Origin of the sequence: Bradyrhizobium prioriisuperbiae, assembly GCF_032397745.1 — a bacterium.
Lineage (GTDB): Bacteria > Pseudomonadota > Alphaproteobacteria > Rhizobiales > Xanthobacteraceae > Bradyrhizobium_A > Bradyrhizobium_A prioriisuperbiae.
Map to the genome: position 1 here is coordinate 1863172 of NZ_CP135921.1, position 13331 is coordinate 1876502.

At 64.2% G+C, this 13331-nt stretch carries 11 protein-coding genes; 4 read left to right on the forward strand and 7 right to left on the reverse strand.

All coding sequences use genetic code 11. The annotated features are described in order from the left end of the window. Positions 1-44: 44 nt before the first annotated feature. From RS897_RS08770 to RS897_RS08780, 3 genes are all read right to left on the reverse strand, one after another. Complete coding sequence (locus RS897_RS08770; protein WP_315836181.1) at positions 45-899, reverse strand: SDR family oxidoreductase; 855 nt, start codon at positions 897-899, stop codon at positions 45-47. Positions 900-924: 25 nt separating this feature from the next. After that, entirely contained in the window at positions 925-1530 is a 606-nt protein-coding gene (gene gstA / locus RS897_RS08775) for a glutathione transferase GstA (RefSeq protein ID WP_315836182.1), read from the reverse strand. A 448-nt stretch (positions 1531-1978) separates the two neighbouring features. Further along, complete coding sequence (locus RS897_RS08780) at positions 1979-2146, reverse strand: hypothetical protein (protein ID WP_315836183.1); 168 nt, start codon at positions 2144-2146, stop codon at positions 1979-1981. 299 nt (positions 2147-2445) lie between these two features. Here RS897_RS08780 and RS897_RS08785 point away from each other — a divergent pair, with 299 nt between their 5' ends. Further along, positions 2446-2676, forward strand: coding sequence for a hypothetical protein (locus tag RS897_RS08785; protein ID WP_315836184.1), 231 nt, complete (start codon positions 2446-2448; stop codon positions 2674-2676). A gap of 73 nt (positions 2677-2749) precedes the next feature. Here RS897_RS08785 and RS897_RS08790 read toward each other — a convergent pair whose 3' ends face one another. From RS897_RS08790 to RS897_RS08805, 4 genes are all read right to left on the reverse strand, one after another. Next, positions 2750-3679, reverse strand: a complete 930-nt coding sequence (locus RS897_RS08790) for a DUF2493 domain-containing protein (protein ID WP_315838564.1) — start codon at positions 3677-3679, stop codon at positions 2750-2752. A gap of 326 nt (positions 3680-4005) precedes the next feature. Continuing rightward, entirely contained in the window at positions 4006-5058 is a 1053-nt protein-coding gene (locus RS897_RS08795; protein ID WP_315836185.1) for a DUF7146 domain-containing protein, read from the reverse strand. Positions 5059-5116: 58 nt separating this feature from the next. After that, positions 5117-7207, reverse strand: a complete 2091-nt coding sequence (locus RS897_RS08800) for a ParB/RepB/Spo0J family partition protein (protein WP_315836186.1) — start codon at positions 7205-7207, stop codon at positions 5117-5119. 173 nt (positions 7208-7380) lie between these two features. Further along, a complete protein-coding gene (locus tag RS897_RS08805) occupies positions 7381-8577 on the reverse strand; it encodes a DUF932 domain-containing protein (protein WP_315836187.1) in 1197 nt (398 codons plus the stop codon). A 265-nt stretch (positions 8578-8842) separates the two neighbouring features. On the opposite strand from RS897_RS08805, the gene RS897_RS08810 reads away from it, so the two are divergent. Genes RS897_RS08810 through RS897_RS08820 form a run of 3 tightly spaced genes read left to right on the forward strand, consistent with a single transcriptional unit; the run spans position 8843 to position 13299 of the window. Next, positions 8843-10114 carry an ATP-binding protein gene (locus RS897_RS08810; protein WP_315836188.1) on the forward strand — a complete coding sequence of 424 codons (1272 nt, stop codon included), beginning with the start codon at positions 8843-8845 and terminating at the stop codon, positions 10112-10114. Further along, positions 10101-10883 carry a HamA C-terminal domain-containing protein gene (locus RS897_RS08815; RefSeq protein ID WP_315838565.1) on the forward strand — a complete coding sequence of 261 codons (783 nt, stop codon included), beginning with the start codon at positions 10101-10103 and terminating at the stop codon, positions 10881-10883. The genes RS897_RS08810 and RS897_RS08815 overlap by 14 nt, the downstream gene beginning before the upstream one ends. After that, the gene (locus RS897_RS08820; RefSeq protein ID WP_315836189.1) at positions 10870-13299 is read left to right on the forward strand and encodes a DEAD/DEAH box helicase; all 2430 of its coding nucleotides are present in this window, start codon (positions 10870-10872) and stop codon (positions 13297-13299) included. The genes RS897_RS08815 and RS897_RS08820 overlap by 14 nt, the downstream gene beginning before the upstream one ends. The last annotated feature ends 32 nt before the right edge of the window (positions 13300-13331 follow it).

Sequence of the window (13331 nt, forward strand, 5' to 3'; positions counted from 1 at the left end):
GCGATGCCCGTCCCCGCTGCACCTCACGTTTCCGCAGCGGAACGCTAGCCGTTGTAGAGCTTCTCAGAGAGCTCCCATAAGGCTCTGGCCAGCTCGTCGTCGCGCCTCGGCTCTACCACTTTCGTAACCTTGCGGTCCGAGAAATACTCTCCTGTGTGGGACGCGGCCTCGGGACTTGTGGCAAGCCAGATGAGCGTGTCGGCCCCCATCTCCGGGGTTTTCGCGAAAATCGGACTCACCACGCTGAACGCCCACTTGATAAACCCGCCGTTGTTCAATCCAAAGCCCGAGTTCACAAAGCCCGGGTTCCAACAGTTGGCGGTGACGCCTGACCCTTGGAGCCTTCGTGCAAGCTCGCGCGTGAAGAGTATGTTCGCGTACTTTGACTCTCCGTATGCAGGCCAGCCGGCATTATCCGGTTCACGCTTGGCGATCCGGCCGAGATCGAACTTCCCTATCTTGTGCCCCAGACTCGAGGTCGAGACGACGCGCGCCCCTTTCGTGCTCTTCAGGAGATCGAGGAGCGAATAAGTAAGGCCGAAATAGCCCATGTGATTGAGCGCGAACGTCATCTCGAGCCCGTCCTTGCTCAATTGGTATTTGCTGAAGAGCGCCCCCGCGTTGTTCACGAGCACGTCGAGCCTCGTGTGGGAGGCGCGGAATTCGGCGGCGACGCGCTTGATATCGGCGATGCTCGACATGTCCGCCACGAGCAAACTGACGTCGTTGTTCCCCGTCGCCTTCTTCAATTCGGCAACGACGCGGTCGCCTTTTTCCTTGTTCCGCGCAACGAGGACGACCTCCGCCCCCCGCTTCGCGAATTCGCGTGCGGCTGCTTTGCCAATCCCCTCCGTTGACCCAGTGACAAGAAAGACTTGTCCTTGCAGATCTCTACTCATCGGGTCAATTCCTCGGTGGGTCAGGCTAGCGCTGGTCCAGGAACGAAGGCCCCTCGGCCTTTATCGCTGCCTGGGCGCTGGGACGAGCACCGACGCGATCGCGGTAAGCCAACAGACCGCCAAACGAGGCCAGATCGATTTTGGCGAGGTCGGACCAGCGCAGGATGGTGAACAGGTATCCATCAGCCAGACTGAACGCTTCACCCGCGAGGAATGCGCGATCCTTAAGGTGCTCGCCCAGGAAGGTCAGGCGCTTTTGCAACTTCTCCAGGCCGGCGGGATTGGGACCGGGGAGAACCCTCATGAATCCCTCGTAAATCTCGCTGCTGATGAATACCAGCCACTCCACGGCCCGGAAATAATCCAGTGAGCCGAACTGAGGAAAGACGGCGGACTCGGCTCTCTTGCTGGCCAGGTATTGCACAATCGCGACGCCCTCGGTCAGCACCTGGCCCGGCTCGACTTCCAGCGCGGGCACGTAGCCCTTGGGGTTGATGGACAGGAAATCCAGGCCGGTCTCGGTCTTCTTGGTGCGCGGGTCGACTTTGACCAAGCTGTGGTCGAGGCCTAATTCGATAAGGGCGATATGGGGGGAAAGCGAGCAGGCGCCCGGCGTATAGTAGAGTTTCATAGTAGCGGCCTCCTTGGTCGCGAGCCTTTTGATCGATTGATCGATACGTGTCGATATATCGATTACGGCAGAATGTGTCAATGAGATGTGGTGGTCGGCGATGCGGTCTCCTTTTTAGGTGGGCTGATCCTGACAGCGAGGGGAACGGTCGCTGGCCCGCGGTACGACGCCTTTGAAGCGAGCCGGATGGGCTGGAAAGCGAAGCTGGCGAACAAACCCAGCAGCGGCCGCGCATTCATCTCAAAACCGCTCCGCCCACGGGCGGAGAACTGAGTTGTGAGTGTCGAGCTTCGAGATCTACGATGGACTATTGTGGCAGCCCAACATCGAAACCTTCGCCAAGCGGCCGAAGAGCTGGCGATTCGACAATAAACGCTGAGCCGCAGCCTACGTGACCCTGAGTTTAAACTGGCCCTTCTCGGGCGAGCTTGTGTGGTGATGCACCCCTTCATGGTTGGAAGGGGTCGAATTCGTGGATGACGGCGCCGGGATCGCCGTCATATTCGGCGGCCAGCATGACGCCGTAGTTGCCAGCGTCAGCATGAAAGATGACGACGCAGGCCATGAGGGTGGTGGCGAGGTTCCACCCGTTGGCGAATGCGAGGGCTTGAGACATTGATCCGGCTCCTGTGCTGAGGCGGGGGCCATCCCCGCGCGACAGGCGCCCGATGTGTCCGGCCGAGGGCCGCAATCACCGCGAAGGCGAAGACGCAGCGGCGGCACGCGTTGCGTAAGCCGACCCTTTACGGGTTGATGGCGTCAGGCCCTCGGCCGGACCAAGGATCAGCGCTGATAGACGCGGGGTGGCACCCGCCGGCAGGAGCCGCCACTCAAAGGCCGTCGCAGACAATGCGTGGAACCTCGTTGTCCTCACGGTGCGCTGACCGATCGGCTAGGGTGTGCTTACGAGTCGACATGATGGTTGAGGCATGCGGCATGGCGGAATTCACGGGACGCGATCTGCACCTGGTGAAGAAGGCGCTCGCCATTGCGGTGCTGGCGATCGAGCGGCAGCCGGGGCCGTTTCAATCGGCGTCCGATCAGAGCGATATGAAGGCGCTGCTCGACGGCCTGATCGAGAATGATACGGAGTTGGCGCACGATGCTCGCGCGGCCCGGATCGCGGTGACGGGTGAACCGGACTGAAAGGCGGTCTTGCGAAAAGCCGGTGATCCGCCTTTGCGGTTCGACGTCAATACGTATTGAGGAAAGGCGGCGCTCATGCGCCGCCGAACTTCCAGACCGGGATGCCGAGCTTCTTCGCCTTGTCGGCAAGGTTGTCCTGGATGCCGGTGCCCGGGAAGTGCAAGACGCCGATCGGCAGGGTCTCCACCATTGCATCATTGCGCTTGAACGGCGCGGCCTTGGCGTGCTTCGTCCAGTCAGGTTTGAAGGCGATCTGCGGGACCTTGCGATTGTCGGCCCATTTGGCGGCAATCAGCTCGGCGCCCTTGGGCGATCCGCCGTGCAGCAGCACCATGTCCGGGTGCTTGGCGTGGACCTGATCGAGCTTCGCCCAGACCAGCCGGTGATCGTTGAAGTCGAGCCCGCCGGTGAGTGCGACCTTCGGACCCGGGGGGAGGAGCACCTGGTTCGCCGCGCGCCTCTTCGCCGCCAGGAAGTCGCGGCTGTCGATCATCGCGGAGGTCAGATTGCGGTGATTGACCTTCGACCCGTTGCGCGGCCGCCAGGTTGAACGGGTGTGGTGCTCGAATTGGTCGGCGGCCTGGTCGCGCATCAGCTCGAAGGCGTTGCGGCGTTCGATCAGCGTCTGGCCTTCCGCCGTCAGTCGTTCCAGCTCGACGGACTTGACCTCGCTGCCATCTTGTTCCCGTTGCGCGCGTTGCTGCGCCAGCTCGTTGTCATCGAGTTCGCGTTCGATCCTGTCGATGGCGCGATGGAAGACGTTCACCGTCGACCAGAGCAGGTCCTCGAGGTCGGGTTCGAGGCGAGTGTCGGCCAGCGCCACCACGAGAGCGTCGAAGATGTCGGAGATGCTGCCTACAAGGATGTTCGCTTCGGGAAGCGGCCTGGGGTCGGGTTCGTCGTTGAAGGGACGGTAGCCATAGAGCTGGAGTTCGTGGAGGACCTGGTCGGTCGGGGATGAGTTGTGGTGCGGCTCGAAATCGTCGTCGTGGTCGGTGGTCATCGCGGCTTTCCTTGTCGGATCGGCCGCGCCCATCGCGGCCTTCATGGCGACGAAGGCGGCGGGCGGCACGGACTTGCACCCGCAGCGCAGCGGAGGGCCGAAGCCTCGGCGGAAGACCGAAGGGGCCGACTATTTTGTCTCGCGATGTAAAGGCGGCTCCGCCGCCGACGGAAAATAGTCGGCCCACAAGGTTGCCGGTCCGGGCCGCTTGCTGCCCGATCGCCCTCTCAGAAGGCCGTGGGCGTGGTCCTCTCCGACGCTGAGGAAAGCTTGACCGCCGACCCTGTGGCGACGACGCCGGCGAACCGCCTCTCATCCCGTTCCGGCTATGCCACCAGTTCCATGAAGCGGGCGACGTCCTGTGCCGCGATCTGCACCCGGCTTGCGGCCCGAAGCGCGTCGATCCCGAGCAGCCGGAGATCCTCGTTGAAGTCGCCGAGTCGTGGCGAGATCACGATCGCCTCGATCCCGGCCTCTTGCGCCCGGTCGATCAATGTCGCCATTGCGCCGTCGCCGGCGGGATCGTCGTCGCGGGCGATGTAGAGTCGTCGCAGCGTGTCCGGGAACAGGATGGCGGAGAGATGTGCCGCCGAGAGGGCCGCGACCATCGGCAGGGTGGGAAGGACGCATCTGAGCGACAGCATCGTCTCAATGCCCTCGCCGGCCGCCATCACCTCGCCCGCCACGCCAAATCGAACAGCATGACCGAGAAGGTCGCCAATCGCCCGCCGCGGCGTGTCGATCGGCGCCTTGCCGAGCATCGCCTCAGTAAAGCCGCCGGGGTCGAGCCAAGTGCGATGGGCGCCGGTCAGATGGCCAGAGAGATCAGTGACGGAGGCGATCATCGCCGGCCAGGTCTCGGTGGGGCTATGCTCGTTTGGCCGGTAGTAGCAGCGGGCGTGGAAGCGGAGGTTTCCGGTTCCGTGCAAAGCCGTAATGCCGCGATTGCGGAGATACGTCTCTACGAGAGTCCGAGACATCGGCTGCGACATGGCGAACAGTCGCCGCGCCGCGTCCGGCGATCCAGCCGGGGCGCTCGGTGTGCGCGATCGAGGGCGATCCGGCTCCGGCTCGGGATGTGGCATGCTGAGAAACGAGCGTGCCTCATCGGCGACGTCCTTGAAGTCGACGAGGCCGCAGCTTTCGCGGATCACATCGAGCAGATCGCCATGCTCGCCGGTGGCGGCGTCGGTCCATTTGCCGGCAGGCCCTTTCACCGACTCCTTGAGCCGGACGAACATCGAGCGGCCCGGCGTGTTGCGGACATCGCCCACGAGCCAATAGCCGCCCTCCCGTCGGCCGGAGGAGAGGTAATGGCGGCACACCGCCTCGGCTTGCTGCCCAAGGCGTTGTGCGAGAACACGCACAGTATCGGCCATGATGGTCCTCGAAAAGAAAAGGCCCGCCGTCGCCGGCGGGCCTAGTTGCAGTCGGCAGCTACTCGGCTGCGATCATGGGCTCGCCGGTATCGTCATTCTGGGCGACCAGTTCGTCTTCGTCCTCCGGCAGTTTTTCGCTGGGCTGCTCCGGAGTTTCCTCGGTCGCAGATTCCGGCGCCTGTTCGACACCAGCGGCGCGGCCCGGCGTACGCAGCGGCTCGGGCAACCAGGCAGTGTCGGCCAGCAGCGCTTCCGCCTCGGTCGCCATGTCGCCCTTCTTCAGATGCTCGATCCGATCGGCGGCGCGCTGGTCTTTCGCCTGAGCCACCGCCTGCAGGATGCGGGCCTTCGTCACTCGGCCGAGGAAGTTATCCACGGTGGGCTTCCAACCGGCCGCCGCCATGTCGAGGTCGACCGCCTGCGCGAGGCGATCGGCGTGGGCGAACGCCCGCGGGCGACGGTTCCAGGGTTCGTACACGGCGTTCACCGACATGCTGACGATGTGGGCGAACAGGCCGGCCTGGCTGTCGCCGTCCCATTCCTCTAGCGCGCCCCAGAGGTCGGCCGACTCCTTCGGAAGCGCCTTCGCCCAGCTCTCGTGCCGAGCCCGGATCGCCTCGGCCGATGCGCTGTCGTTCAGCCCCGGCGCCTGCGTGCTGAAGCTGGCGCTCTTCAGGTCGAGCTCCAGGCAGCTATCCGAGCCGTAGTGGTAGAACGTCTTCAGCGTGAGGACGTGCAGGGCCGCGCGGAAAGCGACGTCGGGCCGTTCGCCGAGCGCGTGCCGAAGGGCCAGTGTGCGATGCGAGGTCAGCTCGGTCATCAGCCGGTCGGAGATGGGCGACAGACCCTCGTCCTCCTCCGGTTCGGCTACAGCCTCGGTCGTCACGATGGCCTCGGCGCCTACGGAGCTGGCGGCGATGGCTCGTTCGTCCTCGTCATCTGCGGACACGTCGGACTCCGGCTCGGCCGCCAACTCGTCCTCCGGCCGGATATAGCCGCGCTCGACGCGAAGCTGGCCCTCGGCGCCGATGCTTACGAAGGCGCCGGCGCGGGCGACCTCGGCGCTGTCGAACACCACGGGCCGGGTCCCGAAGCCCTCCAGCGCGGTTTCCAGCTCCGACAGGCGCTCGTCGACCTCGTCCGGCAATTCGTCGGCGTCCTGGTATTCCTCGGACAGCCGGTCGAACTCGGCCTGGAGCGCGTCCCGGGTCGCCTCTTCCTCGGCCGTCAGCGCGATGGTCTCGCCCCGAAGCTGGCGCAGACCAAAGGCATGGCCGTAGGCGAAATCGGGCGCGACATCGATCCACTTCCAACCCTCGGCGGCCACCGCTTCGGACTCCGCCTTGAGCTTGTCGGCGACCATCTGGTCGACGAGCGGGACATCCTGCAGCCAGCCGCCATCGTCGCCCTGGAACAGGTCGCGCAGCACCGTGCCGCCCGCCGCCACATAGGCGTCCACGCCGACGAACTGTGCCCGCTTGTCAGCGGCCCGGATCGCGCCCTCGGTCAGCATGCGGCGGATGACATAGGGCTGCTTGTCGTAGGAAGCCTTCAAGCGCTCGAACACCTGCTCCTGGCGCTCATGGTCACCCGAGACGGTGAAGGCCATGAGCTGGTCGAGCGTCATGCCATCCTCGGCATAGACGTCGTGCAATGCCGACGAGACCGACGCCAGCTTCAGGCGCTGCTTCACCACGTTGACCGAGACGAAGAACGCGGCAGCGATCTCTTCCTCGGACTGGCCCTTCTCGCGCAGCGCCAGGAACGCCCGGAACTGGTCGAGCGGATGCAGCGGCGCGCGCTGGACGTTCTCGGCGAGCGAGTCCTCCTCGGCGATGCCGCTGTCGCGCACGATGCACGGCACCGGCGCGGTCTTGGCGAGACGCTTTTGCTTCACGAGCAGCTCCAGCGCCCGGTAGCGCCGGCCGCCGGCCGGGATTTCGAACATGCCGGTCTCGACGCCGGCCTGGTCGACGACAGCGCGCACACTCAGGCCCTGCAGCAGGCCGCGGCGGGCGATATCGTTGGCCAGCTCCTCGACCGAGACACCGGCCTTCACGCGCCGGACGTTCGACTGGGAGAGCAGGAGCTTGTTGAAGGGGATGTCGCGCGAGGGCGAGAGGGTGATCTTCTGAACAGTGGTAGCCATCGGGATGTACTCCGCGACGAGCGCCGAAAGCCTCTCTCTCGGCATGCAACTCGTCACGAAGCGCAGCGCCGCCCTCTTCCTCTGAAGGGCAGCGCCGCGAAACCGACGATCAGGAAAGACGGAAAGGCACGAAGCCGGAGACACGCTTTTCCGCATCTCCAGCTTTCCGGGAGTCAGGCTGCCCGGTGGAGCAGCTTCTTGGCCCGCGCCTCCAAGTCGAGCCGGGCGTCTTGGTGGGTCTTGTCGCGCGCAACGGCCGTGATGCCCTGCACGAAGTCGAACACACTCTCAGGTTTGCGCCCTTCCTCGGCGAGCACCGTTTCGATGATCTTCGCCGTCTCGGTCTTCGAGAAACCGCGCTTGCGCAGAAACTCGCTGCGGTCATCGTCGGTGCGGGCCACGATCTTTTCCCGCGCCGCCTTGATGCCGTTGACGAAGGGCATCGGCGAGGAGTTGGCGAACCGCATCAACGCCGGCGCAGCCTCATGCGCGAAGCGCGAGGCGGCATATTTCGAGTGGCGGATGGTGATCTCCTCGAAATCCTCGACACCCCAGAGATTGCGGTTCTGGCAGACGGCGCGGAGATAGAAGCTCGCCATGCCGAGGGTCTTTGCGCCCACCTCGGAATTCCAGCAATAGAAACCGCGGAAGTAGAGATCGGGCGAACCGTCGGGCAGCCGGCCGGCCTCGATCGGATTGAGATCGTCGACCAGGAAGAGGAAGACGTCTCGATCGGAGGCATAGAGCGTCGTCGTATCCTGCGTGACGTCGACGCGCGGGTTGTAGATGCCGGTTGACCAGTCGAGCACGCCCGGGACTTTCCAGCGTGTGTCGCCCGTGCCGTTGCCGGCGATCCGCTGCACGGCCGCGACCAGCTCGTGGTCGAAGATGCGGCCGTAGTCAGGGCCGGTCACGGCTCGCAGCTCGACGCGACCATCTTCGATTTCGAGCGTCTTCACCTGCTCGGCGCGATGGGACGTCAAGCCGTATTGCAGATTGATACCGGCCAGCGGCGCCGGAAGCTGCCGCAGATAGGCCGCCGGCGCTCCGACCAAGCCGGCGAGTTGACCGAAGCTCCAATGGGTCGGCGCGATTGGCGTATCCGAGCCGGGCAGCATCAGCGCCAGGCGCTCAGCATCGTCGCGACTCGCCTCCACCCGGATCGCCGCGCTCTCGACGGTTCGGGTCCGGCTACGCTCGGTCCGCCCATGCACGGCGGCATAGAGGTCTGACAGGGAAAGATAGCGCTCGTCAGCGGGCCTCGAAAACCATTCGGAGGACACGCGGCCGATCCGCTCGCCGCGGGTCACATCCACCTTGTAGCCGCCAGCGCGGTCGCGAGCGGCGTCCAGAATCTCCACTTGGGTCATGGCTAGTCTCCATGACGGGCGCCGGAGGCCTCTCCTCCAGCCTTCAACCCGTCACGGCGAAGCCGGCCGTCCTCTCCCTCTAAAGGGGGCGTTGCGGGGATCCCTCCCCGCAGAAGGGGGTGCGTCGGCGACCGCGGCGGCGACCAGGGGGAAGGCTTTCCCCTCCAGGCCTTCCAGATCGCGGTCCAACAACTTCCAATTAGCGGACCATTGACTCCCAATCAGCCGGAACCGATAGTTCCAATCTTCCGGATTCGGAGATGGCATGTTCGAGCGGTTTGTGGAGCGACGGGCGGAGGAAGCCCTTTCAGATACGCCGGTGGTCCTGATCGTAGGCCCGCGCCGTGCCGGCAAGACCACGCTCGTCCGAAAAATGGGAGAAGCCGGGCGGACCTATATCACGCTCGACGATCAAACGGTCCTTGAGGCCGCCCAGTCAGATCCCGCCGGCTTCATTCGCGGCCTCGACCGGGCCATCATCGACGAAATCCAGCGCGCTCCTGACCTCCTGCTGGCCATCAAAAAGACGGTCGACGAGGACTATCGGCCGGGCCGCTTCCTGCTGACTGGCTCGGCGAACGTCCTGACCTTGCCGCGAGTCGCCGATAGCCTGGCCGGCCGGATGGAAACCATCCAGATGCTGCCGCTCGCAAGGGCGGAGGTCGAAAGTCGGACGCCGACTTTCCTGGAGCATCTATTCGGAGGAAAGCTCCGGAGCCAGCGGGAGGCGATCCTCGGCGACAACCTTACCCAGCTTGTCTTGCTCGGCGGCTTCCCCGAAGCGATCAGTCGCGACAGCGAGCGGCGGCGGCAGGATTGGTCAAGATCCTATCTCACGTCGGTGCTGACGCGCGATCTGCGGGATATCGCTGACGTCGAGAAGCTGACGGAACTTCCGAAATTCGTAAGGCTGCTGGCCGAGCACTCCGGCCAGTTGGTCAACTATTCGCAGTTCGGCGCCGGCATCAACGTCAGCCACAAGACGGGCCAGCGCTATGTCGGGCTGCTTGAGCAGGTGTTCCTGATCGCCACCGTGCAACCATGGTTCACCAATGCCCTGAAGCGCATCGTCAAGACACCGAAGCTGCACTTCCTCGATTCCGGCCTGCTAGCGACTGTGCGCGGTCTTTCCTTCGACAGGGTCAAGGCGGATCGCGGCACGTTCGGCGCGCTGCTCGAAAGCTTCGTGTTCGCGGAGGTTCTGAAGCTGATGACGGCCTCGGACCTGCGGCTGACACCGCATCATTTTCGGGATCGGGACGGGCGCGAGGTGGACATCGTGCTGGAACGTGATGATGGGATGATCGCGGGCATCGAGGTCAAGGCGAGCGCGACGGTCAAAGCCGGTGATTTCGGCGGCTTGCGGGCCTTGGCCGAGGCGTGCGGAGACCGCTTTGCCTTTGGCGTCGTCCTTTACGACAGCATGGACGTCGTGCCGTTCGGCGACAGGCTGGCGGCGGCGCCATTGTCGAGTCTCTGGGATGGAAAAGCGCTGCCGAGCAAGGCAAGCAAGGGAGCGCCACATGGGGCTCTATAAAAAGTGGTGCGACGGCACAAAAGAGAAGGACAAGCGGAAGTGCTACTGGACGTATGTCGAGAAGGAAGGTGCCCGCGACGAAATTTGCGATGATCTCGCCGAGACGATCCGCTCGCATTACGACCGGCTAGAACGCATCGCCGAGGACGTGAAGCGGCTCGGATATGACGTCGCCGCCAAGATTCTCAGCGAGGCGATGCCGCAGACGCCCAAAGGCCGCTCCGGCGATCTCGGTGAGATTCTCGCGACCGAGCTGGTTGAGGAGGAGATCGGCCTGCGCGTCCCGGTGCGCCGCCTCCGCTACAAGGATGGTCGCAACATGGCCATGCGTGGCGACGACTTCATCGGAGCCGGATACGATGCGGCTGGCGAGAAGCTCTGGCTCCTGAAAGGCGAAGCCAAGAGCAACAAGGTGCTCGGCAAGGCCACGGTCACGAGCGCGCGTAAGGTGCTCAATCGCGACAATGGCCGCTGCACGCCCGATTCCTTGTTGTTCGTCGCCAACCGCCTGCTGGAGAGCAATGACCCGGACGACAATGCGCTGGGCCGCAGTCTCCGTGACGAGGTCGGGCTGAAGTCGCTTCGCGCCGATCGCATCGACCACATGCTCTTCACCGTGTCGGGCAACGGCCCTCATGCTTCGCTGAAGGAGGATCTCGACGCCGCAGGGACCAATCGGGACCACTACGTCGTAAACATCCACGTCGAGGATCACCAGGACTTCATCGCGGCCATGTATCAGGAGGCTGAAGATCTTGGAGACGATTAACGAACTGACCGCGTTCCTAGCGACCGCGACTGTCGACGGCATCCTCGGGCGGCTGCTCTATCGTGGTGCAGCCTGGTCGCTGATGCGCAAGGAAGGCGTGTTGCCGCCGAATGCGCCACCCCTCGGCGCAACGATCGAAACGGATCTTGCCGAACACGGCTTCGCCCTGCTTCGGGGCGCGATGGCCCTGCGTACTCAGGCCGGTGCATCGGAATTAACCGGCAAGGCGTTCGAGCGCGCCGCCAACGCCTTTGAAGCCCTTGTACGCAACGGCGCCCCGGAGTCGCCCGATCGCGGTTTCCGGCGCACGATCGCCGCTGCGGCCTACCACTTGGCCGGCTTCTCCGCCGTCGCCTATTCGCTCTTCAATGAAACGGCGGATGACCTCAATGCTTCGCCGGGCGAAACGGCGATCCGGCACCTGATCCTGCGCGACCTTAGCCAGTTGCGCGGCTTCGTGCGCGAGTGGTTGGACGATGAGGCGCACGACGACGAGCAGATCGCCGAAACGCTGACGGGCGAAGAGCCCGACATCGACGAGGCCCTATCGACAATCCTCAACACGACGATATGCCGGGCGCTAGCTTATTTCGACTTCGCGCTCGAGACGGGCGAGCCCGAGCCGATCGAACGCGCGCGGGAGCTGCTCGGCACAGCGGTCAGTCTGGCGAACAACGCCGAGAATGTTCCGCTGTGGTGGATATCGAACCTTTGCCGGCACCTGATCGACGACCTCTGGCAGCACTCGTTGCACCAGAACCTGCCAATCGAACCTCCCGAGGGAACGGAGGAGAAATACCCGGACCTCCGCCGGTTGTTCATCTCGTCGCTCTACGCCCGCAAGACCTCCGAGGTGGAGCTATGGCCATCGCAGCGCGAGGCGGCCCAGCGCTCCACGGACGTCAACGACGATCTGGTCGTCGCCCTGCCAACCAGCGCTGGCAAGACGCGAGTGGCTGAGATCGCCGCGCTGATGACTTTGTCGTCGGCGCGACGTGTGCTGATTGTTACGCCGTTGCGCGCCCTGTCGGCGCAGACCGAGCGGTCCTTCCGGAAGACCTTCGCTCCTCTCGGCTTCAGCGTCTCCTCTCTCTACGGCGCTAGCGGCCTTTCGGCCGGTGATGAGGATGCACTGCGCACCCGTGAGATCATCATCGCGACGCCCGAGAAACTCGACTTTGCACTGAGAAGCGACCCCTCCCTGATCGACGATGTCGGCCTGATCGTCCTGGATGAAGGCCATATGATCGGCCCGAGTGAGCGTGAAATCCGCTATGAGACGCTGGTGCAACGCCTGCTTCGGCGCGCCGACGCAGCCGACCGCCGGATCGTCTGTCTCTCCGCCATCCTGCCGAGCGGCGATGAGCTGGACGATCTCACCGCCTGGATTCGTTCCGACGAACCGGGGGAGCCTGTGCGTTCCGATTGGCGCCCGACGCGACAACGGTTTGGGGGGCTCACCTGGCGGGGCAAGGATGCACTGCTCCGGCTCGACCTCGACGACGATGGTCCGTTCCTTGACAAATTCGTCGTGGAGAAAGCCCCACGGGGGAAAGAGAAGAAGCCCTATCCCCGCAAGAACTCGCACCTTGCGGTGTTCGCGGCGTGGGAATTCGCGAACCAGGGCAAGCGAACCCTAATCTTCTCGACTCAGGCGAATTGGGTCGAGAGCTACGGCAAACAGGTGGTGGACCTCTGCAAGCGCGGCTATCTGGAGTCCCTGCTAGATGACGAGGCGTCGATCGCCCGCGCCCTGGAGGTCGGGACGGAGTGGCTGGGCGAAGACCATCCTGCCGTCGCCTGCCTGAAGCAGGGCGTCGCCATCCACCATGGCCGGCTGCCGAGCCCGTTTTTGCGGGAGCTGGAAGCTCTCCTGTCCGACGGCGTCCTGAAGGTCATCGTCGCATCGCCGACGCTCTCGCAGGGCCTCAATCTCAACGCCGCCGTGCTTTTGGTGCCCGCGTTATATCGGGCGGCCGAGAAGATCAAAGGCGAGGAGTTTGCCAACGTCGCCGGTCGCGCAGGGCGAGCCTTCGTGGACGTTGAAGGCCTCATCGTCCACGTCATGTTCGACAAGATCGATTGGCGAAAGAAGGAATGGGGGAAGCTTGTCGCTTCCACCAAAGCCCGCACACTGAAGAGTGGCCTCATCCAGATCGTCGCCGAGATCCTTGAGCGCTTGTCTCGCGAGGGAGTCCTGGATCGCGATGATGCGTGGGAATACCTCGCCAATGCCCGCGAAGCCTGGAGATCGCCCGAAGAAGAAGCCGCAGTCGCCGCGCGACTGGCCGCCGGCGCGGAATACGATGCCGACGGCGACGACGATGAAGGCGGCGGCGATGACATGAAGAGACCATCGACGAGGAGCCGCTTTCACAGATCGTTGAGCGCCTCGATGCGACGGTGTTTGGTCTGATCGAAGCACTCGATTCCGATCGCGCCGACCTG

What these genes read in the sequence shown, in the direction of transcription:
- RS897_RS08770 (WP_315836181.1), bottom strand. Translation starts at nt 899, where the DNA reads ATGAGTAGAGATCTGCAAGGACAAGTCTTTCTTGTCACTGGGTCAACG.
- gstA (WP_315836182.1), bottom strand. Translation starts at nt 1,530, where the DNA reads ATGAAACTCTACTATACGCCGGGCGCCTGCTCGCTTTCCCCCCATATC.
- RS897_RS08780 (WP_315836183.1), bottom strand. Translation starts at nt 2,146, where the DNA reads ATGTCTCAAGCCCTCGCATTCGCCAACGGGTGGAACCTCGCCACCACC.
- RS897_RS08785 (WP_315836184.1), top strand. Translation starts at nt 2,446, where the DNA reads ATGATGGTTGAGGCATGCGGCATGGCGGAATTCACGGGACGCGATCTG.
- RS897_RS08790 (WP_315838564.1), bottom strand. Translation starts at nt 3,679, where the DNA reads ATGACCACCGACCACGACGACGATTTCGAGCCGCACCACAACTCATCC.
- RS897_RS08795 (WP_315836185.1), bottom strand. Translation starts at nt 5,058, where the DNA reads ATGGCCGATACTGTGCGTGTTCTCGCACAACGCCTTGGGCAGCAAGCC.
- RS897_RS08800 (WP_315836186.1), bottom strand. Translation starts at nt 7,207, where the DNA reads ATGGCTACCACTGTTCAGAAGATCACCCTCTCGCCCTCGCGCGACATC.
- RS897_RS08805 (WP_315836187.1), bottom strand. Translation starts at nt 8,577, where the DNA reads ATGACCCAAGTGGAGATTCTGGACGCCGCTCGCGACCGCGCTGGCGGC.
- RS897_RS08810 (WP_315836188.1), top strand. Translation starts at nt 8,843, where the DNA reads ATGTTCGAGCGGTTTGTGGAGCGACGGGCGGAGGAAGCCCTTTCAGAT.
- RS897_RS08815 (WP_315838565.1), top strand. Translation starts at nt 10,101, where the DNA reads ATGGGGCTCTATAAAAAGTGGTGCGACGGCACAAAAGAGAAGGACAAG.